General features: G+C 44.3%; 17 protein-coding genes. 3 read left to right on the forward strand and 14 right to left on the reverse strand.

The window, feature by feature from the left end; translation table 11 throughout:
* Window positions 1-88 precede the first annotated feature (88 nt).
* Window positions 89-994: an SDR family oxidoreductase gene (locus tag CKK33_RS01905; RefSeq protein ID WP_095702481.1), complete on the forward strand. Its 906-nt coding sequence runs from the start codon at window positions 89-91 to the stop codon at window positions 992-994.
* 847 nt (window positions 995-1,841) lie between these two features.
* Here CKK33_RS01905 and CKK33_RS01915 read toward each other — a convergent pair.
* The 12 genes from CKK33_RS01915 to CKK33_RS01975 form a co-directional block, all read right to left on the reverse strand.
* A complete protein-coding gene (locus CKK33_RS01915) occupies window positions 1,842-2,933 on the reverse strand; it encodes a TlpA disulfide reductase family protein (RefSeq protein ID WP_095702483.1) in 1,092 nt (363 codons plus the stop codon).
* Between the two features lie 4 nt (window positions 2,934-2,937).
* Complete coding sequence (locus CKK33_RS01920) at window positions 2,938-5,514, reverse strand: zinc-dependent metalloprotease (RefSeq protein WP_095702484.1); 2,577 nt, start codon at window positions 5,512-5,514, stop codon at window positions 2,938-2,940.
* 8 nt (window positions 5,515-5,522) lie between these two features.
* A complete protein-coding gene (locus tag CKK33_RS01925; RefSeq protein WP_095702485.1) occupies window positions 5,523-6,935 on the reverse strand; it encodes a RagB/SusD family nutrient uptake outer membrane protein in 1,413 nt (470 codons plus the stop codon).
* 11 nt (window positions 6,936-6,946) lie between these two features.
* Window positions 6,947-10,270, reverse strand: a complete 3,324-nt coding sequence (locus tag CKK33_RS01930) for a TonB-dependent receptor (RefSeq protein ID WP_158223377.1) — start codon at window positions 10,268-10,270, stop codon at window positions 6,947-6,949.
* A gap of 224 nt (window positions 10,271-10,494) precedes the next feature.
* The gene (locus CKK33_RS01935; protein ID WP_095702487.1) at window positions 10,495-11,469 is read right to left on the reverse strand and encodes a FecR family protein; all 975 of its coding nucleotides are present in this window, start codon (window positions 11,467-11,469) and stop codon (window positions 10,495-10,497) included.
* A 101-nt stretch (window positions 11,470-11,570) separates the two neighbouring features.
* Window positions 11,571-12,131, reverse strand: a complete 561-nt coding sequence (locus CKK33_RS01940) for a sigma-70 family RNA polymerase sigma factor (RefSeq protein WP_095702488.1) — start codon at window positions 12,129-12,131, stop codon at window positions 11,571-11,573.
* Between the two features lie 279 nt (window positions 12,132-12,410).
* On the reverse strand, window positions 12,411-12,629 hold the full coding sequence (locus CKK33_RS01945) for a helix-turn-helix domain-containing protein (protein WP_369803586.1): 219 nt from the start codon (window positions 12,627-12,629) through the stop codon (window positions 12,411-12,413).
* Window positions 12,630-12,873: 244 nt separating this feature from the next.
* Window positions 12,874-13,611, reverse strand: a complete 738-nt coding sequence (locus tag CKK33_RS01950) for a hypothetical protein (RefSeq protein ID WP_095702489.1) — start codon at window positions 13,609-13,611, stop codon at window positions 12,874-12,876.
* Window positions 13,612-13,713: 102 nt separating this feature from the next.
* A complete protein-coding gene (locus CKK33_RS01955) occupies window positions 13,714-16,128 on the reverse strand; it encodes a TonB-dependent receptor domain-containing protein (RefSeq protein WP_095702490.1) in 2,415 nt (804 codons plus the stop codon).
* A gap of 1,015 nt (window positions 16,129-17,143) precedes the next feature.
* Window positions 17,144-17,749 carry a porin family protein gene (locus CKK33_RS01965; RefSeq protein ID WP_095702492.1) on the reverse strand — a complete coding sequence of 202 codons (606 nt, stop codon included), beginning with the start codon at window positions 17,747-17,749 and terminating at the stop codon, window positions 17,144-17,146.
* Window positions 17,750-17,907: 158 nt separating this feature from the next.
* Window positions 17,908-18,672, reverse strand: a complete 765-nt coding sequence (locus CKK33_RS01970) for a LytTR family DNA-binding domain-containing protein (RefSeq protein WP_095702493.1) — start codon at window positions 18,670-18,672, stop codon at window positions 17,908-17,910.
* Window positions 18,653-19,687 (reverse strand): sensor histidine kinase, encoded by a 1,035-nt coding sequence (locus tag CKK33_RS01975; protein ID WP_095702494.1) that lies wholly within the window; start codon window positions 19,685-19,687, stop codon window positions 18,653-18,655. Before CKK33_RS01975 ends, CKK33_RS01970 begins: the two co-directional genes overlap by 20 nt.
* Window positions 19,688-19,928: 241 nt before the next feature.
* Here CKK33_RS01975 and CKK33_RS01980 point away from each other — a divergent pair, with 241 nt between their 5' ends.
* Window positions 19,929-20,369 carry a DUF2141 domain-containing protein gene (locus tag CKK33_RS01980; protein WP_198952431.1) on the forward strand — a complete coding sequence of 147 codons (441 nt, stop codon included), beginning with the start codon at window positions 19,929-19,931 and terminating at the stop codon, window positions 20,367-20,369.
* A gap of 29 nt (window positions 20,370-20,398) precedes the next feature.
* On the forward strand, window positions 20,399-21,073 hold the full coding sequence (locus CKK33_RS01985) for a DUF4397 domain-containing protein (protein ID WP_095702495.1): 675 nt from the start codon (window positions 20,399-20,401) through the stop codon (window positions 21,071-21,073).
* A gap of 157 nt (window positions 21,074-21,230) precedes the next feature.
* Here CKK33_RS01985 and CKK33_RS01990 read toward each other — a convergent pair whose 3' ends face one another.
* The gene (locus CKK33_RS01990) at window positions 21,231-23,279 is read right to left on the reverse strand and encodes a S41 family peptidase (RefSeq protein ID WP_158223378.1); all 2,049 of its coding nucleotides are present in this window, start codon (window positions 23,277-23,279) and stop codon (window positions 21,231-21,233) included.
* Window positions 23,280-23,335: 56 nt separating this feature from the next.
* Entirely contained in the window at window positions 23,336-24,271 is a 936-nt protein-coding gene (locus tag CKK33_RS01995; RefSeq protein ID WP_095702497.1) for a serine protease, read from the reverse strand.
* Between the last annotated feature and the right edge of the window lie 60 nt (window positions 24,272-24,331).

Genomic DNA, 24,331 nt, shown 5'->3' on the forward strand with positions numbered 1-24,331 from the left:
CTGAACGTTACCGGTTACCTTCCGGTAAGTAGCGGCTTTCGATAATGAAAGGTAATTATTTTTGGCCTTATATAATTGAACAGACAGCATGAATAATATCTTAGTCACCGGGGCAACCGGACAATTGGGTCAATTGGTTGTAAACGAATTACTTTCCGAGGTAAGTCCTGAACAGATTTCCGTAATGGTCCGTGATCCTGGAAAAGCAATAGCCTGGCAAAAACTTGGAATTAAGGTGATCACCGGGGATTACAGTGAGTACAACTCACTGCTCGAAGCGTTTAACAGGACTGAAAAACTCTACTTCATTTCTTCAAGCGATAAGGCGGACCGGTTCGGACAACACATTAATGTCGTTAGGGCAGCTGCAGCAGCAAAAGTCGGGCACCTGATCTACACCAGTGCACACCGGAGATCAGAAGATGCAAGCTCACTTTTGACAGCCGATGCCCATTGGCAGACAGATGCCCTGATCAAGCAAAGCGATCTTAAATTTACTATCCTTAAACACGGCCTTTACGCTGAATTGCTTCCATTTTTTATAGGAACTGATTTTTTGGAAAGTGGCCTGATTGAATTACCGGCTGGGAATGGTAAGTCTTCTTATGCAACACGGCAGGATTTAGCTGCTGCTGCTGTTAAAGTCCTGATTACTGAAGGTCATGAGTTTAAAACGTACGACCTGGGCAGTGCCCAATCCTATTCGTTTCAGGATGTTGCAGCTTTAATGACTGAATTGACAGGCGAACGTGTCGTTTATTCAGAAATTTCAATTGAAGCATATGAGACAAAAATGCAAGCGCTTAAAGTTCCGGAGCATTTTATAAAAGGTGTACTGCATTTTTGTAATGCGCTGAAAGTTGGAGAGTTCGACTTTCCTTCAACTGATCTTAAGATGTTGCTTGGCAGAGAACCGAAAACCATTAAGGAATTTCTTAAAGACGCCTATGGATTATCACATGTATTTTCGACTGGTAAAAATACATGGGGATAGGCTTTTCCCTGGAACAGTTCCTAACATTATCGGAAAATGGAGAAGCTGTCTCAAAAGTGAGTCAGCTTCTTAAATTTGAGGGGTACTTATTTAGCTGAAAAATATGTGAGGCAAGGTGATTTTAATGAATACGACCCTGATCAGTCGACCTTTTTTCCTTGCAAGTTAGCCGAGCCGGTACGGTAAGTTACTATCAGGAAACCTGTTAAGTGCCTGAGCGGCAGGATATAGATCCGATTGACCGGCAAAAGCACCGGTATCAAATCCTTTTCTTGCGATGAAGTGATTGCATGCTTTGACCAAATCTCTCCAGAGATCGAACGGTAGCACTGCATGGACGGGCTGATGCCTGATTATGCAGCTTTACAAATTATACGAAAGCAGGTAAATCAGAATATATTTTGTCAATTGGAGTTTGATCCGCATTATTAATTAAACCGGGCTTTTAAAGTTGTTGAAAACCAAGGGAATCAGTTCTGAATCTGAACTTTGACGTCTTTTGAAAGCGGGCGATGAAAATATGCGTGATCAATAAAATATAGTGCCTTACATGACGAAGGTGAAGCTTATGACGGTAATTAGATGAAGCTGTTATCGTCATCATCTATAAACGCGGCAACAACATGTTCCATGCCCCGGAATTTCCAATGCATTAGTTACGAACAAAAGCTCGTGTTCGGCTAGGATGCAGGCAGTAGCTGAGCTGAACAAAAGCTGAAAGCTATCTGATGGCCTTACTTAAAGGGCTTGTCTAAAAACTCTTGTTCCGCGAGGTGCAGAAATTAATAAAGCGTTCCCTCGCGGAACGCTTTTACTTAACTATAAATTAACTGACAAATACTATATTTTAGTGCGGTTTAAACAGATTATCAACAAAACTCCTCAGGTTTTCTCCGCGGAGATTGACGGCAATGATCCGGCCGTCGGGGCCGATGATACAGTTGAACGGCACGGCTTTGATGCCGTAAGCATCCGCAACCTGCCCGTTGATCGATTCCGGATCATCCAATTGCGTCCAGGTCAATCCGTCTTTACTGACCGCAGCAAGCCATTGGGACTTATTGCTGTCCATTGAAACGCTGACAAAGTGCAGCTGTTCTTTTCCGTACTGCTGATGAAGTGTTACCAGCAGCGGGTTTTCCTTCCGGCAGGGAACGCACCAGCTGGCCCAGAAATCAAGAAAAACATACTTTCCTCTGTAGTCGCTGAGCTTAACGATTTTTCCGTTCGCGTCTTTCAGAGAAAATTCCGGCGCATTGTGGCCAGGGGAAATCATTTTCTCAGCGTCGATGAACATCTTAACGTTCCGGGCATAAATGGTTGACTTCCCGGCCGGCGAGAGTAACTGGTAAGCCGCTTCCGCTTTTCTGCGGTCCGGATTATTGACATAAAAATCTATAATTGCAAGCGCAGCAGCCGTAGAGCGGCTGTTTTTCATCACAAACGCCTGAAGGAGGCTGTCGCGACTGTACATATAGGCCTTGTAAATGTTGGACGAAGTGTCCCGTTTCGCCGCTCTGGACATTTGAGGCGCGAACTTTTCAAAGACTGCAGTCGACAGGGCCTTGAATTCATGATATAAGGAGTCCTCCCTGCCATTACTTACCGTTGCCTGGACCAATCTTTCCACGTTACCGTTGACGGATATAAGGCGATTTTCTGCCACAAAGATCCTGATCTGCTGATTTGCCGAATTGCTTAATGTACAGACAACAGCCTCGGGCAGACTCCCTTTAAATTTGAACGTGTTGTTCAGGATGCGTACAGAATCGATAAATCGTTTTTCGCCATATCGGTAAGACAATCTCAACACCGTTCCGTCAGTCGCTTTCATCGTCCCGGTGATGATGTAACCCTGAAGGCTGAATCCTGCCAAAACAAGCAAGGCTATTGGCAGCAGTAACAATGCTTTCCGTTGATATCTAATTTTTTTTAACATGACATTAGTAATTCAGTCCCGGTATAGGTGTTTCATTGATGATCTTATCCAGCATTTGTTTCAGATAAGCCAGATGTTCTTTACTCGCAACATCCTTAGTGCGGGGAAGCGCTTTACTGATATCAGCCCTTAGTTTTTTTAAATGGGCGAAAGCAAGGGCACGTACATTGGAATACATGACGTCGTGGGGCGCCAAAGAAGCCAGGATGTTGTCAATTGAACCCTGCAGTGCAAATCTTTTATTATACATCGTGATGATACTGCCTACATAGCTTTTCTGTAGTGCGCGGCGATACTCATCTATCGTTTCGCCTTTTCGCAATTCCGTGAAGATACCCTCTTCCAGATCGTTTAGCCATTCTTCTGGTGAATATGCGCCTTTACCATAGTCACGCTGGTTCAGCATCATCCGGTAAAGACGGCTTTGTGAGGTTACTGCAGCGATCATACCTACCTGCACCTTTTCCACCGGGTTGCCTTCATAACCGGTAGTGACCCTTGACAGAATTTCACGGTTCATCAACCATTTAGGTGTTTTGAAAAGCTGCTCATTAAAGAATTTGATCGCCTCTTTCTGCCTGGTCAGGCTAACCGGCTGATAAACGGCGCCTGGCTGATCATAGGTCTTTTGTGTGGTTTCAACACCTCCCAATATTTTCAGAACGTGTCCCATATAACGGTCGTATTGCTCCACGGCACCTTTATAGATACTGGCCAGCTCACTGTAATCTTCACCGTCTTCACGGGTCCAGGTGATTAGTTGTGGTATGATACGTTTCAAATTCCTGATGCCGTACAGACTTGCCTTTATGCCGTCATCGCCAAGATCTTCTGCTTGCGAACGCGGGTCATAGTCCCGGCCTTCGCCGCCGAACCACAAACGTTTATTATGGGAAAGACTGTCAATGACCCAGTGGTTCAATATCTTTTTATCAGCTTCTGCATCGGGCGTATTCAATATCGGTTTGTAGCCCCACTGAATCGCCCACTTGTCATAGTCGTTTACGCGCGGGAACAAGCCTGCTTCGCTAATATTGTCCTCCGGTTGCGCCACGTAATTGAAACGTGCATAGTCCATAATAGACGGCGTATGGCCATGGGCTTCTACCCAGGCTTTATCGCGCAGTTTTTCTACAGGAACAGTGCTGCTTGCACCCATATTATGACGCAGACCAAGGGTATGGCCGATTTCGTGGGATGACACAAAGCGGATGAGCTGGCCCATCAGCTGGTCATCAAATTTTACTTTCCGGGCGCGCGGATCTACTGCACCGCACTGGATCATATACCAGTCATGTACCAGGCTCATCACATTATGATACCAGCCAACATGGCTTTCCAGAATTTCGCCGGTCCTCGGGTCAGCGACATTAGGACCATAAGCGTTTTGTACCGGAGAAGCAAAGTAACGGATCACGGAAAACCGGGCGTCATCAAGACTCATGGTCGAGTCGCTTTCCGGCCATTCTTTCCCGACAATTGCATTTTTAAATCCCGCCTGTTCAAAGGCCTTTTGCCAGTCATTGATACCGGCAATCAGGTAAGGCCGCCATTTTTTGGGCGTAGCCGGGTCGATGTAATAAACGATCTGCTTTTTCGGTTCCACGAGTTCACCGCGTTTGAATTTGTCGATATCTTCGTCCTTGGGCTCCAGCCGCCAGCGATGTATAAATGTTTCCTTATCCACTTTTTGCTGGTTGTCGCTGTATTTATCGTAGTTGCCAGCGAAATAGCCGACACGTTCGTCGTACAGGCGCATCCGCATGGGTTTTTCCGGCAGTAAGATGAAAGAACAGTTGATGCCTAAAGTCACTGCGCCTGCAAGCCCAATCGCGGGCAATGCAGCAGGCATTCCCGGGGCTGACGGCGGATTGCCTGTATAGGTGCGAACGGTCCTGATTTCTGTATTGATCGGAAAACTTTTAACACTTTCAATGTAAGACCGGTCGGCAATCTGCATCGAAAGGCTGTAAGCGCTTTTTGCCCTGGAATCAAATGACAACAGCGGATTTTCACTTAACAGGAACTCTGTGACATCGATGACAACGGCGGATGAGTCTTTACTTTTTGCTTTAATCGGGAAGGCTGCCATTATGGGGTCGAAATTTGAACTCGAAACAGCCTTAGCGATCATATTGGTGGAATCGGCCCTGCTTACGACTGCGGCAACCTTTAAAAAAAGCTTGTTGTTCGGGCCGGCTTCCCAGTAAACAGTCCGTTCACCGATTTCTTCGCCGCCATAATTTCCCGCACCGGGAGTAGACCTGCTCAATCGGGTCACGGCCAGGATTTCCTTTTTGAGCAGGCTGTTTGGGATCTCAAAGAAATAACGCTCGTTGATCCGGTGAACGGTAAACAAGCCTTTCTGTGTAACGGCCTTTGAGGTGATCACGGCACCGTATGGTTTAAGCAGGTTAGGAACCGTATCAATTTTGGGTTTTACCTGCGTTGCGGCAACCACGACGGGTTTGGCTTTCTGCTTTTTAAAGATACTACAGGAGCCCGCCGTAAAAAGGAGCAAAGCAGTGGCTAAAACCAGGCAATTTTGCCTGGTTTTAGAGGTGTGTATGTTAATTTTCATGTTGCTTTTTAGTAACCGGGATTTTGTATGAGATTCGGGTTGGCATCAAGGGCCGCCTGCGGCAGCGGCAGCAGTTTCGCCGAAGGTTTATAGGTGGTTTTCAGTGCCCCCAGAACAGCGTCAGCCTGACCGGTACGCTTCAGGTTATACCATCTGTAGGCCTGTTCGCAAAACAGCTCCTTCCGGTTTTCTGTTGCGATCTCGTTCAGCAGGTCAGCTGCAACTGTGGTGTTAGTGGTCGGGGCCCCGGCGCGTGTCCGGATTGTATTTAAATCGCTGAGTGCACCGGCCAGGTCAGAGCCGATCCTGGCTCTTGCCTCGGCCCTGATCAGATACTGTTCGGCCAGCCGCATCATGGTCAGGTATTCTGTCACACCGCTGGATGTTGCAGCAGACTGACTGTTGTTTTTGTACTTGAAAGGAATACTGTAAGTAGTTCCGCTCACTGTAACATCATTGATCCATTTCGTACGCCGCAGATCAGATGCTGAAAATAATTTCTTCAGATCAGCGCTAATGCTGTATGAAATTGCGGATGCGCTATAGAAATAAGGAATAAATGTCGAACCTTCGTACGTATAACCGTAGGTGTTGTTGATCGGAGGAGCAAGCTGCCAGATACTTTCCTTGCTGTTCTTTGCAAAAACACCCGTAGCGATGCTGGTTTGCGGGGTCAGGCTGTAAAGACTAGAAGCTAAAACTTCTGATGCATTGGCTTCCGCCTCGGCATAACGCGCTGTAAAAAGATACACTCTCGCCAGTAACGCAGCAGCCGTGAACTTATTTACGCCGATGCGGTCTTGCGCGGTAAAAGCATAATCACTTAGCAGATCCGCCTTTGCATCCGTCAAATCTGCAATGATCTGCTGGTAAATTACGGCAATGTCCGTTCTCGGAAGGAAAGCGGTTTTCGACACAACGGTTTCTAAAACCAGCGGCACGTCACCGAATGTATTGATCAAATTGAAATAACAGTAGGCGCGGATAAACTTAGCCTCTGCTGTAAGCTGCTTTTTTATGGCGGGAGAGGTGCCGGAAGTAGATTGCAAGCCATTGATGATCGAATTGGCCTGATAAATGATATTGTACCAGTTATTCCAGGGGTCATCCGAAATGGTGCTCAGCCTGGTATAGCCGTTGGTCGACAATTGGACCAGAGAAGGGTTTGCAGACAGATAATTAAGATCATCTGCCTGGAGCGAGCTGTACTGCGTTAATTCATAAGTTTGTACAGGAACCTGTGAGAGGGAAGTATACAGGCCTGAAAGGGCACTTTTGGCAGTCGCATCGCTGCTGAAGGCAAGCCGAGAAGACGTTTCATTCAATGGCGGATTGATTTCAACCAGCTTTTTGCATCCGGTCCCGGCAATCGCGATGAAGGCAAGAGACGAGGCTATAATTAGGGTAGTTTTCTTGAACATGATGAGTCTTATTAAAATGAACACTGTAAACCTGCAACAATAGTGCGCAGTGGTGGCGTGGCAACACCCTGCGATTCAGGATCAAAGCCTTTGTATTTGGTAATGGTGAAAAGGTTCTGGCCCTGAACAAAAAGACGTACGCTCTGGGCACTAATATGCTTCAGCCAATCTGAGGATAGGGAGTAGGAAAGGCTCACATTTTTCATCCGTATGAACGATGCATCTACAACAGTCGCATCTGAGACCGTATAGTTGGAATAAGCAGTGTAAGCCGCACCATATCCGGTAGTCGCCAGTTTAGCTGCTGAACTCAAAGCGAAATAATCGTTTGTGACGTTGGCAGCTGCATTGTAGAGGAAGCCCGGCGGGTAAAATGAGGATGCCAGCAAACTGCGTCCTTTTTGTTTCACGAACTGAAAAGTGAAATCAAGGTTGAAGTTTTTGTAAGTAAAGGAGTTATTAAAACCACCATAATAATCAGGATAAGCAGTTCCGGCATAATTGCGGTCGCCGCGGCCTGTCGCTGCAAATCCGTAAACAATTCGGCCATCCCCGTTCAGATCCTTAAAAGCAGGCAGTCCGGTGGATGGGTCTACACCCGAAAACTGGTATAAATAATAGGAATTAATAGGATTGCCTACTAGATATAGGGTATAATAAGATGATTTTTCAATGTTGGGAAAGGAAACCAGCTTGTTCCGGTTCCTGGAAATGTTAAAGGATGAAGTCCAGCTGAAGGCCTTGGTTTTAATATTGGCAGTTCTGAAGTTCAGTTCGTATCCTGAGTTTTGAACTGTGGCAGGAAGGTTGGCCTGGTATGTTGTAAACCCTGCCTGGCCACTGATTCTGTAGCTTAGCAACTGATTACTGGTGCGGTTACGGTAATAGGCTGCCGTCATGGAGATCCGGTCCTTGAGGAAACCCATATCCAGTCCAAACTCCAGTTTTCTGGTCGATTCCCACTTGAAATCAGCGTTTGCAATTCGTGATGGGATCAGTCCTGTCGAACCGTTATAACTATAACCGGAAGCATAATAGCTGTCCAGGTATTGGTAGTTTCCGATATCATCGTTGCCGACGATGCCGTAGCTTCCCCTTAACTTACCGAAGCTTAACCATTTGTCTGCGCTTTTGGCAAACTTTTCTTCTGAAAACACCCAGGCTGCTGCCGCAGACCCGAAATTGCCGTATCGGTTGTTTGGTCCAAACCGGGAGGAGCCATCCCTGCGGAAAGAAAAGTTCGCTATGTATTTACTGTCAACATTGTAGGTCAGTCTTCCGAAGGCGGAAGCATATTTATAATCAGAAGATGCGCTTGAAACTGTCCGGTCGCTGGCAGCAGAAATGTTGGTCAGGAACAGGTCGGACGGAAATCCTGATGCTGTAATATAGTAGGGTTGCTTGGATTGACGGAATTGCCAGGTGCCACCTGCAAGCGCGTTGAGTGTTCCTTTCCAGACGGTTGTCGTATAATTGATCTGGGGCTCGATGATATAATTATTCGTGTAATTGTAGGTGCTGCTTACGATCCCTGTAGTTGGCGGTGTTCCGTACAAAGGGACGGGATTTAAAGAAGACAACGGTCGAATGGCCAGCTGCTCCATGTCGGTCTTGCTGTATCCCAGGGTGGTTTTAATGTCCAGCCCTTTTGCCAGGCTGTATTTCAGACCGAGGCTGCTCAGTAAGTTGCTTGTTTTATTGTCGTTTGTCTGGTTTAAATAGCCAAGCGGGTTATTCACTGCACTGGACCAGTAAAGCGTTCCGTCGGGTTTGTACAGCGGATAATTGGGCGGCAGATTGTATGCATAGGTCGCCAGATCGGTCGTGCTGATATTGTTTTTATCAGCCGCATATATCGTTGAAAATGAAAGGTTAAAGCGCTGGTCATTTGATGTGTGATTGAGGCTGAACTTGGCAGAACCGCGATGGTATCCCTGAGATCCCGGATAAACATTGCCTTCGTTGTGATAGGTTCCGCTCAAGTAAAAATTTGTATTACGGTCACCGCCGGAGATATTGAGATTACCGTCGTATGATTTGGCCGTTCTCCCCATTAGTATCTTCTGAAAATTGTTGCTGGTGTTTTGATCCCAAACCAGTAAATCAGGAGCAGTTCCGACTGTTGGGGTTAAGTTGTCGTTTTTGAACGCCTGACGTCTGATGTTCAGAAATTGTTCCGTGTTCAGCATATCGACGAAGTGTGCCACCTTAGAAAAGCCTGTCTGGAAATTTATCCCGACAGCTGTTTTTCCTTCTTTTCCCTTTTTGGTGGTGATCAGGACAACGCCGTTGGCTGCACGGGAACCATAGATTGCCGTCGCATCAGCATCTTTAAGCACCTCTATGCTTTCAATATCACTGGGATTAATGGAATTCATCGGGCTGGTGTTTCCTTCGGCAGAAGGGAGGACAGCACCTGAGGTAGTTGCGTTTATCGGGCCGGACAGATATGGAACACCGTCAATAATGAATAACGGCAGGTTGCTTTTAGCAAGTGAATTGGCGCCGCGTATTTTAATGTCGATTCCGGCCCCCGGTAATCCGTTGGACTGTGTAACAAAAACACCCGGTAATTGCCCCTGAAGCGTTTGTAATACATTGGTTACCGGCTGTTTTTGGATGTCCTTGGCAGAAATACCTGCCTGCGAACCGGTGCTGGTGCGCCGGGTCGTGGTTCCGTAGCCGATCACCACGACTTCGTCCAATTTGCCGGGGTCAGGTTGCATCTTTACATTCAATGTAGCCATCGAGCTAACTTTCATTTCATACTTCTTGTAACCGATAAATGTAAACTCGATGACGGAATTCGGCGCGGAAACGCCTATGGCATAACGTCCTTTTTCGTTGGTCTGGGTCGCCTGCATGCCATCCTGAATTTTGACGGATACTCCGGGAAGCGGCTCATTATTTTCGTCGGTGACGATGCCCGACACCACGAAGCCGGACGGTTGGGGAGCAGCGGGATTGGCGTCGGGAACCGCATTGATTTCGGCTGTCTGTTTTTTTCCGGATGGTTTTTGTTTCAAGACAATAAACTGGTCGTTGATGACCTCGTAAGACAATTCTGATGAGGATAAAATCTTATCCAGCGCATCTTTAAGGCGGCTGTGATTGAATGCGATACTGATTATTCCTGTTTTACCCCAGATCTGGCTGTTGTATACCAGTCTTACTTCTGCTTTGGCGGCGATCTTTTTTAGAGCTGCTTCCAGCTTCTGGTTTTTCAATTCGATCGTTATGCGCCGTTCCAGAATTTCCTGCGCTCTCAGGGGTGAAGAAAAACTTACCTGAAAGGTAAGGGCAACCAGTATGATTTGAATCAGGGATAGCCTCATGAGCCGGATTAAAAAGGGAAAAACGTTTAACACGTGCGTTCCTATAACGCTTCGGTTATTTGTCGGCCTCATTTTTAGTGCATAGGAAGGCCGTTTGAACAATTTCTTGTACATTTGTTTTGGTTTAGCAGTAAATTAATCAGAGAGTTGCTTCTAAATCTTATAAGGCAGGGCGTGTTGGTAGCACTCCTGCTTTTTTTATTGATAGGGTATAGCTTAATGCATCAGTTACAGCCTCCTCCTGTAATTTTTATTTGATCATTGTTAATAGAAAACTCTGCACCTATGGAGGCGCATATCACTTTAAGGGTATTTTGCAATGATTGGTCGGTTACATTAGCTGATATCCGGCATTGTTGATACGCTGCCTGATCTGTGGTGATACTAACGTCAAACTTTTCTTCTATCCGGCGCTTGATCTCTTCGAAGCGGGTGTCTTCGAATGCCATGGGATATTGCGTTCCGTAGACTACCGCATCCTTGTTATCCAGGGTAGATACCGCTAGACTGGGTTTTATAGCCGGGTTCAGCTTTTCATAAACCTGGCCCGGGGTAACAATTACGGGTTTTTGGTTTGGTAAATTCTTTTCATAAAATACCTGTACTTTACCGGTTAGCACGGTAAGTTTGAATGCCCCGTTATTATTTGATCTGATGTTAAAGCTGGTCCCGAGCACACGGGTAATGTATTTACCTGCGCTGATGATAAAAGGGTGCTGCCGGTCTTTGCTGACTTCAAACAAGGCTTCACCATGAAGCATCACGTTACGCGTACTGTCGCTGAAATGAGCCGGATAACTAATGCTGCTGTTGCCTTTCAGCCAAACCAGTGAATGATCGGGTAACATTATCTTCCGAATCTGACCTGGCCGACCCATTACGGAAAACTGACCGGCACTGGTATCCTGTTTGGCCTTAAAAACTGCAATTCCTGCAGTGGTGATCAGCAACACAGCAGCAGCAATTTTGGCCCATAACGGATATAATCTTTTTACAGGTATGATACGAGCCCTGATATTTTGAAATAAACGCTGTTTAAGATCCTCACGACTTTCGTTTTCTAAAAGCCATTCCGGATTTTCAAGCGATTTTTCCGAATACCATTTTTCCAATATATCCATTTCGGGAGCCGTAATGGTTCCGCGTAGGAATTTTTGAGTAAGTTTATTTATTTGCTCAGGTCTAAAGTCGGCCATCATTATTGCTTTTCGACTTTATAGTGTAAAAAGACGGCTCGACCCCTTAGTAGATGTTAACTTATTTTTAAAAAAGTGTGAATTTTTAAAAAAATCGCATACAATCAGAAGAGCCAAAGTTGATTTATGCCTGATTTTATGACCTTAATCGCTTTTGTAATATGTGCTTCTACCGTTTTGCTGGAAATACCGAGCTCTGAAGCGATTTCCTTGACGCTTTTTCCCTGCTCACGACTCATTCTGAAAACCAACTCACATTTTTCAGGTAATTGACCCATGAGAATTTCCAGTTTGCCACGCACATCGTTGAAACTAAGCAATTCGCGGGTGCTGTCATCGACAAAATGGTCTTCTTCGAGGGAAGAAATGGAAACTTGATTTTCCCTTTTACGCTGCGCTACAGCCGCATATACAGAATAGCGTAAAGCAGCCGAAATATAAGTACGAAAAGAAAACCTTAATTGCGTGGCATGACGGTTGTTCCAAATTTCAAGAAATATCTGTTGCACAACTTCCTCAGCATCTTTTTGCGAATTCAGCTTATAATAAGCCGTCTCCAACAGCCGATCCCAATATCGGTCAAAAAGAATTTTGAATGCCCGGTCATCATTGTCTTTCAACAAGGCAAATAATGCTTCATCAGTATTCTTTTGGTAATCATGCATCCGGAGCAGCTCAAATTAATTATCTAATTTATGGAAATTTAGAGAAATATGAAAATGGCAGGAACTCAATTTGTGGTTGCCTATTACGGATGTGTTCCTTTGTTAACTTCATGTGTAGGGGAAATTCTTTATTAACCGCGCACTTTTCATTTTGCGGATATATTGGCCTCCAGCAATAACGCCTTTGCCGAGGGTTCCGTTGCCGAGGGGCCTGCCTCAACTGATGCCATATATCTTCTTCCAGCCTGGCTTTTAAATATTTCCATGTATATTAAAAGCTCAGTTCAACGACTGACGAAACTCATGAGGGGAAAGGCTTGTCTTTGCCCTAAAAAGTTTACTGAATGACTGCGGATGTTCAAATCCCAATGCATAAGCGATTTCACTTACCGTAAGGTCGGTCGCTGACAATTTTTCCTTTGCCTTTTTGATCAGTTTATCGTGGATATGCTGCTGAGGGCTCTGCCCGGTGACCGTTTTAATAACTGGGTGATATATTCAGCTTTTCGGCCAGGGACATGGCAGTAGGCAAGCCATCCTTTAAAGCATTATCGTCATAAAACTGCTGTTCCAGTAGCGCTTACCGCTTCGACCACCAGTTACTGGCCGCAAAAACGGACACAACCGATAAGCATGACCAATACACCTATAGAAGATTTGAAATATTTTACGACTTATAAAAATGCTACAGGGTGAAGGTCACCCTGCTCCATACAATTCCGGTAAGAAAATTCACTGAACTTTAAAACAACAGAAAGTAATTGCAGCGGTGCCTCGTATTTTCGTACACTTTCCCCAAGAAATTCCCTGAATCCGTCTCTGTCCAGTCAAAACGGATGATATATAACCCCTTTTCCGGCGGGAAGAAACAGACCTCTCCATGGTCATCAACAACAAGTTCCTTCTCCCAGTTATCCGGATTAAAAATTCTGATTTTTGATCCGGCCGGACAAAGTTTGCCTTTTAGAAAAATAGTCGCTTTTTTTAATTTACCGGTATCCGCAACAAATATATCGAGCAATTGAGCTGGCGTTGGATATGTGTATGTCACCTGACCAACTTTATAGTCCGCATAAAGGTAATCGACAGGCTTCACACTGATCCCTCCCTTCGCAGAACGGTCAATTACAGGGTGCTGGTCATTCAAACCAATAATTCTGAATCTGCCCTCATGCATAGGCGTAAAAAATCCTTCCCAATGATCTTTATTTTTAGAAATGATTATTGATGATCTTTTTCCATCTTCCTCCAGAACAAAGAGCTTAAAGCTTCCTGTCAGGTCAAGTTCCGCACCTTTATCCGGCACACGTATACCGAAGTCATTTATGCTGCCGTAAAAGATTTTTACCGCAACTTTTTGGTTTATCTTTCCATTGCCGGCAACTTCTAACCAATAAGCGCTTGCTTTCGTTAGGAAGGGTATACAAAACACCAACAGACCACCGGTCAATAACGTACGGAACAGTTTAAATGCTATCATTTTTGTGTTTATTGTCTAATCAATTAAATAAATTTTTTAGTTGAACAACTCCGGATGCAAACATTGGAATTGCGATTGACACCCGGAGTTTACTTTCAGCATTTAGAATTTAAGGGCGATGCTTCCAATAAATGTTGCCGGTGCCTGCGGCGTTAACCGCTCGGACCATGCCTTTTCACTCGTCAGATTGTCAACTTTTAAGCTCAGCCGGTATTTAGGCTGATCGTAGAATAATGATGCATCCAGCATGGTATAGGACGGAATGGTCACAGTCGTTGTTCTGACACTTGCAGTTGCTCCGGTTCCGACTGTCGCCCGGTTAAGGGTCTGGATCGCTGAACTGCCGTAGTTGCCGCCGAACCCGGCACCCAAGCCTTTCCATTTACCATCGGGAAGACGGTAGCTGGCCCAAAAATTCAAGGTACGCCCAGGGCCGGAAAGCGCCGGGCGGTAACCAATGAACAATGGGTCACCTTTCGTGTACTTGATGTCATTATAAGCATAACCAGCCACCAGGTTAAGGCCAGCAAAAGGATTCGCTACCAAATCTACTTCTATACCTTTGCTGCGCTGGCTGCCGTCCTGAACCTGATAATTGGCATCCGTCGGATCGGTGCGTAAGGTATTATCCACGCGAATATCATACACACTCACCGTTCCTACTATCTTATGATCCAGCAGGTCCCCCTTTAAACCGAATTCCAACTGGTTCCCATGTTCGGGTTTAAAAATACTGCCGTCCTTAGCTGCACCGCTATGATTGAAAAAGCCGTTCATGTAATTTCCAAACAGGGATAGCTGATCTTTAAGGACTTCATAAACTAACCCCAGCTTAGGAGCCAGCGCAGTTTGCCCGAACGGCCCGGCCTGCTGTCCGCTTGTACCCAAACCGCCGCCTGTAACGCCTGTATTGATATTATAATTGCCTTTATACTGATAACGGTCTATACGCAAACTCAGCATCGCATTAAACCTGTCAGTTAGATTTAATACGTCAGAAACATAAGCAGAATACGTATTATCCTTATTGATTTCTTTACGTAGCGTACCTGTATTCGTCAGGACATCCACCTGATTACGAGTGATCCGGTAGGTTGCAGGCGGATTTAAGAAATTGACTGCCGGCGCACTGACAGTCACACGGTCAAAATCATTATAATTGTTGAAGTAGTCTAAGCCGATCACCATCCGGTTTCTCAGGTTGCCGATCTTAAAATCTCCGGTAAAGTTTTGCTGAAGGTCTGTAGCAGTAAAAGAAGTAACACCGGCAATGATGTTCGGGCGAACAGTGGTATCGCCGGCCAAACCATTGAGCGCGGTGATGTACCCGCTGATATTTGAACGTGCCCTGGAGATCACGGTTTGTGAAGTCCAGTTGCCGGATAGCTTATAATTCAATTGTGCAAAAAAATTGACCATTTGCGTCTGATAAGGCAGGTCATTGCTCAGGAAAGTTCGTTTGTAAGGAAAGCCGATATCCGTTATGCTCCAGTTTTTCCCGCTTGAGTTGTAGGGGTTAAAACGGACCACCGACGTGGCTTTTGCCTGACCGTATTCAACATCCACCAGCATCGATAGCCGGTCGTTTATCTGATAAGAAAAACTTGGTGCCAGGCTTAGGGTATTGGAAAAGCCCAGGTCCTGGAATGATTTCTGGTAGGTGGTGGCACCGCTCATCCGGAAGAGCGCAGTTTTATCTGCATTAACAGGTGTGTTTAAATCAACGGTCAGGCGGTTCATGTTGAAACTGCCGCCGTAATAAGCCACCTCCCCGCCAAAACCATTATAGGGCTTTTTGGTTACCCGGTTGATCAACCCGCCATAACTGCTGGAAACACTGTTTCCAAACAAGGTTGCCGAAGGGCCTTTAATAGCTTCCACCCGTTCAAGGTTTGCAGGATCAATTATGGAAAATGCAGTACCCGCAACACCATTACGCGCATTAGGTTCAACCTCAAATCCGCGCGAGTGAAAGGTCACCCTTCCCTGGTTAGCCACTGTTGGAATACCAGCGCCGGGAATGTCCTTACCCACGCTCCCGAGATCTATGATGGATTGTTCTTCAATCATCGCCTTAGACACAGTATTATAAACCTGCGGATTTTCCAGGTTTTTTAACGGCAACCTGGCAACATACGGACTTTCCTTCTTGGCAAAACGGTTGCGGCTGCTGTTAATGCTGACTTCCTGCAGCGCCTGGACATTTTCCTTCGGAAGCTGATAATCTCCACGGCTTGTTTGCCCGTCAGCCACTTTTACCTGCAAAATTTTCTCCGGCGCACCCAGCACCTGAATTTTTAGATGATAAACCCCTGCGGTAATATTTAAGAAGGTATAATTACCCTGCTCATCTGTAAGCGTCCCCTTTCCGGTTTCAATGATGGAAACGGACGCTGAAGCAAACGGATCACCGTTTACAAGCCGAACAGTCCCGGTAATTGAACCGGTTGTCTGTGCGCTGGCGGCAATGGTAAAAAGAAGTATAAAAATTGGTAGCGTAGTAAATCTGAGGAACATGCGATAAACATTAAATTAATTTAGACTAATTATAAATAATGCGCAAATATATAATTCATCTTCTATATTATCCAAACCTTTAGCCATAAAGGCTACCGAAATCAAGTATCAAAAGAATTACATATAATATAACCTTTGAGATGCGCAGGAAAGGAGCGTGCTGAGTAGAAGTTGACATATAAAAGCCTTCATAGTCAAATTAATCAGGCAAATGGAGGCTGGGATAAGTCTGACGATGAGCTTGGTGATCTGAATGTTAGCTTTGAACATGTCTACTTCGAATGATTGTTTGGCTTTTATGAAGCCTAAAGAGCAAACGCGCTACCGTCAGGCGTCACCCTGCCTTTAAGAGGTGAAGTTACGTCGGTACAGAATAGTTTGAAGGCAAACGATCACCGTGACCAGCGCGGTGATCGTTTACAACTGCCGCCCGGATTATTGTTACATATCCCAATCAGAGCGATATGCAATGAACTAACCGTTTGTTTCAGAAGATCTGTTGGAACAAGCTACTGGATTTTCTCCGGTGTTTCAACGCTATGGATATACCGATCGTATTACGGTTTCTATCAATGATAATTGCTTCGTATTTGAATTAAACGAAGAAGAGGTTTAACAGGTCTTGGGTTACGACGATACTGATTTCCGTTTGTTAAAGGCAATCGTGGATAAATTAAAGCAAATATGAATTTTCAGCTATTACCCTTACAGGGCTAGCAACAAACAAAATATAATCCATTTCATTGACTTAGCATTGAAAGACTTACTTGAGTGTTTTATTTATTTCAATCAAGGTACTCACATTCAAAACCGTTACCTTGCAAAATCCGGATGATCTTTTCCAAGCATATTTTATCGGACTTAACCCTTAAAATTCTATCGCAATCATCCAGATCAAAGTTGCAGGATAGTTCCGGCGCTTGTTGTTTTAAAAGCCGGAGCACCTTATTTGCTTGTTCCCGGCTTTCAATGTTTGTTTTAAATATCTCTACAGCCATGCTGCTGGAGTGGTTGATTAGAATGTGTAAAAAAGGCTGGCTTGGATAGTGCTGTTTTTAAAGTCGTTGTTGACCAAAAGGTTGTTAAAATCGCCGACTTTTGAAATGCCATATATATACCTTGCACCGATGCCCAGTCCGATCCTTGATTGATAGCCTAAGCCACCTACCGCTGCGGCATCAATTTTCTTGGCAAAGTTTGTTGAAGAAAAACCAGCTACCTGTTCCTTAACTTTAATACCTGCCTGACCGCCGGCTTCCACGTAAAACCCGGATGTGGTACGGTACTTTAATACAATAGGCACTGTAACATAAGACAACTTAAGATCTTGTGATCCTAAAACCCCGGCTTTAAGCTTGGCTCCCTGGGTAGAGAACAGGAAATCTTCCTGAACCATCAAATGATCTGTAAAACGGTAAGCCACCGACAGGCCGCCATGAAAACCGATTAATGGGTCTGTTGAAGCGTTGAAGTTTTGAAAGTTACTGACATTGACACCACCTTTAATGCCGAACTCTAACCGGCTCAGTATTTTTTGACCAAAGCTTTGTTGTGATGGCGTTGTTTGCGCGAATGTTTTAACTGAAGTGAGCAGCAGGAGTGCTAAAATTAATTTTTTCATAACATTTATTCTTGTGACGTTTACATGCAGCTTTTGCTGTGTTTGTCAAAGGTGTAATGTTATGCTACCCGCTAAAAGCCTAAATATGCCGAAGCGGGCAAAATGAAGGCGGAGCGATCAATATTAAAGGGTAAAGAATCGGACTATTTAGAGTTAAATCAGTGCTCTGCAAGCCAGGCCAGAAATTGCGAAGACTTCGCCTTGCTGACAATTACCTTTTCATCAGTAGCAACCTTTAAGTTAAGCGACAGTTTTCGTGAAAAGAAATGAGAAACGTCTATGATGGCATCCCGGCACACCAGCGCCTGCCTGTTAGCCCTGTAAAAGTTCTTACCTGACAAGCGTTCCAGCTCATCCAGGTTTTTATTTGGATAGTATATTTTCCCGCCAAAGGTCATTAAATGGGTAGTTTCGTTTTTGAGATAGAACAAAGCGACTTCTTCTATTTTGATAGGAATGATTTTATCCTGGTGATATACCAGAACAGACGCTGCCCGTTGTTTCGGCTTTTCGTCCAGCATACGCAGCAAAGCTTCATATTGCGGTACCTGGGCTTTGGAGAACAGGTTGGAAAATTGCTTGTATTTTGTCAAAGCGGCCTCAAGCATTTGTATTGTAAAAGGCTTTAAGATATAATCAATGCCATTGGCTTTAAAAGCTTCCAGTGCGTAAGTATCATAAGCTGTACAAAAGATAACGGGAACATTTAGTTGAACGCTCACGAATATTTCAAAGCTTAGCCCGTCGCCGAGCTGTATATCGCTAAAAATGAGATCTGGTGCAGGGTTATTTTCAAAGTGTAAAATGGCATTATGCACAGATTCTATTTTAATAATTTCAGCATTATTGTTTAGTAATGTCAGTAAGTTCTGTTCCAATTCATCCGCAACAAGCGGTTCATCCTCAATAACGACTATCTTCATTCGGTAATAGTTTTATACTTACGGCAAAATAGTTTTCATCTTCATCAATCCGGATCTCATCGCCTGACCAAAGCCGGTAACGCTCGGCCAGGTTTGCCAATCCGTAATTAGTAGAATCTGCTTTAGTTTTACGTTTTTGCAGGTTATTTTTAATCATCAGCCAGTCGCCTTGCTGGTAAATATTTACACACAGCGCACTCTCCCTGGTGAAAATATTGTGTTTGATGGCATTTTCCAGCAAGGGCTGAAGTGAAAATGCAGGCAAATAAGTATGCTGCAAAGTTTCTTCACTAAGGTTGATATGGCATTTGAGCGCAGTTCCGAACCTGATCTGCTGCATTTGAAGATAATCATTAAGCAGCGCTACCTCATCTGCAAGTTTAGCGACATGCGAAGCTTGATGGAAAATGGACGCCCTTAAAAAGTTAGCCATATGGACGATGTAGCGGTCTGCCGTTGGCAAATCTTTATGGTATAATGCCTTTAAAGTATTGAGCGCATTAAAAAGAAAATGCGGTTGTATTTGCTGCTTCAGGGCAAGGTTCATGGCTTCTGCATTTGCCGTCGTCAGCCTTGCTAATTCAAGTTCTGCATAAAGCTTATGCTCATAAAGTAAAACAGAATCATGAAGCAAGGTGATCAGGGTATTGATCACAATTGCAGATCCTGTAAAAATAAGCAGCGATTGCATGTCTAAGAATGTCCAATGTTCGCCGCCCACATAAGAAAATACTGGCCTTAGGCATTGATAGATAATAAATGCCAGCAGATAAGTAATGATTCGTCTGCAAACTGAAAATTTGCTGCCCCTGATGGACATCGATCTTGACAGAAAGACCATTGTCAGGATATCTGCATAACCCACCATCAAAATTCCGGACATGGTGAGCAGGGTGAGCAGGTTGCCGTGCGGGTTTCCGCTATGTGTGATCAGCAGGTAAAATATGAACCCAATGGTTAAGACCTGCAGCCACGTAAGGCGACTGAGCCGCCTAACCGGTAATTTCTCTTCCATGCTGATAAAGTTAATGATTATTTAAACTAGACAGTCTGTATAAGCGCTGAAGCGGGCAAAACAAGAGCTAAAACGGGCAGCTTGTTTTTTTTGGGGTGCTTATACATAACGCGGCTCAATTATTCCCTGGAAAATTATCAAAGCAAACTAAAGCTGTTTAAGCCGGAAAATTGCCCGCTTCGCCTCTTTTGCGCTTGTCAGGTGGTGGCATTGTACAATAGGTTTGCTGAAAATTAAAGCCATGAAAAGTATAGGTTTAACAATTATTTTGCTGGCAGGAATTGCCATTACAAAAGTAGGTGCGCTGATGCGCGATCAGGAAACGCCGGCCCACATTACCGGTATCAGGTCTTCTAAAGGTCAAATCATCCTTAACATTTTCCGGACAGCAGAAGAGTATGACAAGCAACAGCCTTTTAAAACAGAATCTTTCAGTAAAACGAATCTTAGGAACGGGGAACTTAATATCAGGGTCAACCTGTCTGAAGGTATTTATGGGTTTACCATGATAGACGATGAAAACGGCAACGGTAAACTGGACAAAAACTTTATCGGTGTACCTAAAGAAGGTTTCGGGTTCTCCAACTATTTTATGGAGAAACTGCGTAAGCCGGCTTTCAACGATTTTAAGATAGACCTTGCCCACACGCCATCCTTCGGTATACGTGTAAAATACATGTAATTAAATCTCGTATCATAAATTAGAAAAAGATGAAAAAGAAAAGTATTTATTATTGCCTTATGCTGGGCATATTAACAAGCATCACTTTATTTGCCTGTAAGAAAAACACCATCGATCCATCGGGTCAGTTTAACATTAAGGTAGTCAATGCCTCAGCTACATCAGGCCCTCAAAGCTTTACATTGGCTGGCAACGTGCTGATCAATGGCGGATTAAATTACATGGATAATTCTGCATACATCACTGCTCCGTCCGGAAAAAACATGATTATGGAATTTAAACGTCCGGATAATTCGGTGACTGCTACCGGCTCATTATATACTGCAGATGGCGTAAGTTTTACAGTATACCTGGTCGGGCAAGGTTCAGGGGCAATCGTAAAATCTTACCAGGATGATCTGGCGGCGCCAAACAATGGAAAGGTGAAAGTAAAGTTTATCCATTTAAGTGAAAATGCGCCTTCGGATGTCATAGTAAAAGATGCCTCAGGAAATGATTTAGTAAGCAATGTAAGCAGATTTGTTGCCAGTGGATACAAATACGTTGATCCCGGTGCGTTAAATATTCAATTGGTCAGCTTGGCCTTGAAGAAAGATCTTGGAAATTTCACTATTCAGGATTTGCAGGCAGGTAAAATCTATACCTTATATTTTACAGATGATGCCGGCGGCAACCTGGTTATTAATAAAGTGCTTCATAATTGAGTTTTCGTTTAAATATTCAAACTCTGCATCTATCTTTTAAGTATCATTTCGATGTTTCAAAGAAAAGTCGCCATATATATAGAAAGAGCCTTCTTCTTAGAGGCTCTTTCTATCTCAACTTAATCATTAACTAACTTATCTAAGAACGAAGAAGATCTTATTGCTGCGTCAACAGATATTGTATGGTGCGCTGTACCCAAATGTTTTCAATTGATTTTTTTAGCCAAACCTGATACCAGTCCGTACCGGCATATTGACCAAGCCCCTTAGTTTCCAACTGACCAGCTTCCACTTTTTCAAGTTCAAGATATCTGTTCATTTGCTCTTGCTTTATTTTGCTTTCCGTCTCGGCCTGTTTAAGCCCAATCACTTGTGGTCTTTTGGAACTCAGGAAACGTGATATGGAATCCATCCGGGTGAACCTTCCGGAAAAATCCGGATACTTTAAAAACTCTGTATCAGCAATTTTGACGGGTGTGTAAGTATTCAGATGATAGGATACTGCATCGATTGTATCTGCAGGCAATACTGAAAATTGGTCCTTCTCCTTAAAATGAGCGTAACTGGTGAGATCCGGCAGACAAAGATCAGGATGGACACCGTTCTTTTGAGTAGTTGATCCGTTGATCCTGTAGAATTTTTCCATAGTCAGCTTCAGGGCGCCAAATGACGGTTCTCCGTCCTGATTTATTGTTCCTAAAGGTAACTGGTGCTGTACCGTTCCTTTTCCGTAGGTATCAGTTCCCACAATCACCGCTCTCCTGTAGTCCTGCATCGCAGCAGCAAATATCTCGGATGCTGAAGCGCTGTACCCATTGACAAGTACAGCCATTGGACCATCATAGAGGGTTGTACCGTCATCATCTGTAAGAATCCTCAGCTCACCCTTCTGGTCCTTTACCTGCACGATAGGACCGTATTTCACAAAGTAACCACAGATTTTCACAACATCATCTAAAGATCCACCGCCGTTATAGCGCAAGTCAACAATCAGTGCGTCTATTTTTTCATTCTGTAATAATTTAAGTTCTCTGGCTACGTCATTCGCACTTTTTGCACCATCCCAATGAGCATAATCATTGTAAAATTCTGGCAGGTAAAGCATACCTATTTTCTTTCCGGCAGCCGTTTTTATAATCCCGCTCCTTGCTCCAGACTCCTGAACGTTTACTTTCTCGCGAACCAGGGAAACATCATTGATCAGACCTGTTTTACTATCCTTGACCTTCAACTTGACAATGGAACCTCCCTTTCCCCGGATCTTATCAATAAGCTCCGGAATTTCCAGACCATCTACATCCTCCCAAACACCCTGCTCACCTTCTGCAAAAGAGATAACCAGGTCTCCAGGATTGATTTTCTTACTTTTTGAAGCGGCGGCACCAGTCATCACTGACAATACCTTGATATCACCCTGATCGGTTTTACCTAATGTTATACCCACCCCATAAAATAGGTTACTCATCTGCTGATCATATTTTGTTTTGTTGACCGGAGGCTGATACTCAGAATGCGGGTCAAGTATAAACGTGATCACGTTCACATAATCTGCGAAACTGGCAAAAGAATCCACTGGCTGCAGCTTGCTTTTCAGCCAATGTTCGTATTTGTTCCGCAAGGCTTTCACAATTTTTTCTTTGAGCAGGGATTTGTCGGAATAACCTTTTTCCAAATCAGCCTCTTTTACAAAATATTCATAGGATAATAACCGGTTCCATCGATCTGTCCGCTGTGAACGGCTAAAACACCACTTCAGACTGTCCGCTGGAAATATGATTTCATCTTCATTGCCGGGACGCCAATTCTTTCTTGAAAATATCGGTAATACTGATAACTCTTTCAGCCGATCGAAATAAATGCGCTGAATTTCATCGTAAAATTGCAAGGGCATCTTTTCTCCCCGTAATTCGTCATCCAGCGTGTACTGGTATTTATTGAGATGATCGATATCAGACTGCAGAAATACGGCTTTATTAGGATCGAGTTTTATAAGGTAATTGCTGTAAATCTTTGCGGATAAACCGTCATTGAATAACGGCGGTGCGTAATGGTATTGTCTGATGACACCTGCGAGCCCTTTATACAAAGTCTGCATTTTTGAGGTATTGCTTTGCTCAGGCGACGGATAGTTCTGCGCACTGGCCTTCAGACTTAGAAATGAAGAAGTGTAAATAGCCGTTATATAAAATAGCGATTTAAAAGACATAAGAAATTGGGTAGAATTAATATTGATAAACATTCTTTTGCATTAGCGGCAACCGATCATTTTTTTCTGAATGCAGCTGTGGTCAACGCTTTTAACAATGATGAATTAGGGATAGCATTTTTGATAACCATTTGAGTCAGCGGATAGCCGGTACTATTTTGTTCAATGACATGTGTACTGGAAACCATGCCGATGACATTTCCCCGGTCATTCAGGATCGGACTTCCGCTCGAACCTACTGCAAAATCAGCTGTAATTGCCATAAGGTTTCTGAGTGATCCCCCTTTTCCGTCCGGCCACATGAGCGCATCGGTGTATAAATTGGCGACCATTCCTTTGGTGAAGACGTAATACATATCCTGAGGATTTCCTAACACATAAAGGTCCTGACCGATTTTCGACAAAGTTCTTTCTATAGGCACAAACGGCAGTTTTTCTCCAAGACCAATCGCTAATTGCAGTACCGCAACGTCATCTTCGATGGAAGCATAGAGCACTTTTTTTAACTGGTAGGTTTTCCCATTTCCCAGCCTAACTAAGAATACACCGGTATCATCGATCCCTTTGTCTTTGGCGAAAGCATATAACACGTGGTAATTGGTCAGGCAAACGCCGTCCGGGGTGATCACGAAAGCTGAGGCCGGATTGACCGATACGCCCGCGACCGTTTTGCGGTAGCACATGGCCACCCATCCGACAGCCCCTTTACTTTGTTCGTATATCTGCGTTCCGTCTGATTTCAACGTGTTGCCCTGGGCTAACTGCCTTGTTTTTAAAGATCCTTCCATCCTATTTCCATTAAGAAAAGTAAGAACTACAGCAGGTGAACAAATTACCTGCTGGTGCGATAAAAGGGAATCTGCTATGTGTAAGGTCGGTTCCTTAACAGTAAGATCTCCATTGAGGAATTGTGCCGAACTGGTTTGACCGATCGTCAACAACAGGCCGAATAGTAAAGCGCCTGCAATACATACATTCTTATTTGTCATCATATATATTAAAAAGCCGTGTTGCGATGACAGGAAGCGACCGTACGCAGCGCGGCAGAACTT

Source organism: Mucilaginibacter sp. MD40, assembly GCF_002288635.1.
Lineage (GTDB): Bacteria > Bacteroidota > Bacteroidia > Sphingobacteriales > Sphingobacteriaceae > Mucilaginibacter.

Bases quoted from the DNA above. Each gene is read 5' to 3' on its own strand.
- CKK33_RS01905 (WP_095702481.1), top strand. From the start codon at position 89: ATGAATAATATCTTAGTCACCGGGGCAACCGGACAATTGGGTCAATTG.
- CKK33_RS01985 (WP_095702495.1), top strand. From the start codon at position 20,399: ATGAAAAAGAAAAGTATTTATTATTGCCTTATGCTGGGCATATTAACA.
- CKK33_RS01935 (WP_095702487.1), bottom strand. From the start codon at position 11,469: ATGATGGCCGACTTTAGACCTGAGCAAATAAATAAACTTACTCAAAAA.
- CKK33_RS01950 (WP_095702489.1), bottom strand. From the start codon at position 13,611: ATGATAGCATTTAAACTGTTCCGTACGTTATTGACCGGTGGTCTGTTG.
- CKK33_RS01975 (WP_095702494.1), bottom strand. From the start codon at position 19,687: ATGGAAGAGAAATTACCGGTTAGGCGGCTCAGTCGCCTTACGTGGCTG.
- CKK33_RS01995 (WP_095702497.1), bottom strand. From the start codon at position 24,271: ATGATGACAAATAAGAATGTATGTATTGCAGGCGCTTTACTATTCGGC.
- CKK33_RS01915 (WP_095702483.1), bottom strand. From the start codon at position 2,933: ATGTTAAAAAAAATTAGATATCAACGGAAAGCATTGTTACTGCTGCCA.
- CKK33_RS01925 (WP_095702485.1), bottom strand. From the start codon at position 6,935: ATGTTCAAGAAAACTACCCTAATTATAGCCTCGTCTCTTGCCTTCATC.
- CKK33_RS01990 (WP_158223378.1), bottom strand. From the start codon at position 23,279: ATGTCTTTTAAATCGCTATTTTATATAACGGCTATTTACACTTCTTCA.
- CKK33_RS01920 (WP_095702484.1), bottom strand. From the start codon at position 5,514: ATGAAAATTAACATACACACCTCTAAAACCAGGCAAAATTGCCTGGTT.
- CKK33_RS01940 (WP_095702488.1), bottom strand. From the start codon at position 12,131: ATGCATGATTACCAAAAGAATACTGATGAAGCATTATTTGCCTTGTTG.
- CKK33_RS01980 (WP_198952431.1), top strand. From the start codon at position 19,929: ATGAAAAGTATAGGTTTAACAATTATTTTGCTGGCAGGAATTGCCATT.
- CKK33_RS01955 (WP_095702490.1), bottom strand. From the start codon at position 16,128: ATGTTCCTCAGATTTACTACGCTACCAATTTTTATACTTCTTTTTACC.
- CKK33_RS01930 (WP_158223377.1), bottom strand. From the start codon at position 10,270: ATGAGGCTATCCCTGATTCAAATCATACTGGTTGCCCTTACCTTTCAG.
- CKK33_RS01965 (WP_095702492.1), bottom strand. From the start codon at position 17,749: ATGAAAAAATTAATTTTAGCACTCCTGCTGCTCACTTCAGTTAAAACA.
- CKK33_RS01970 (WP_095702493.1), bottom strand. From the start codon at position 18,672: ATGAAGATAGTCGTTATTGAGGATGAACCGCTTGTTGCGGATGAATTG.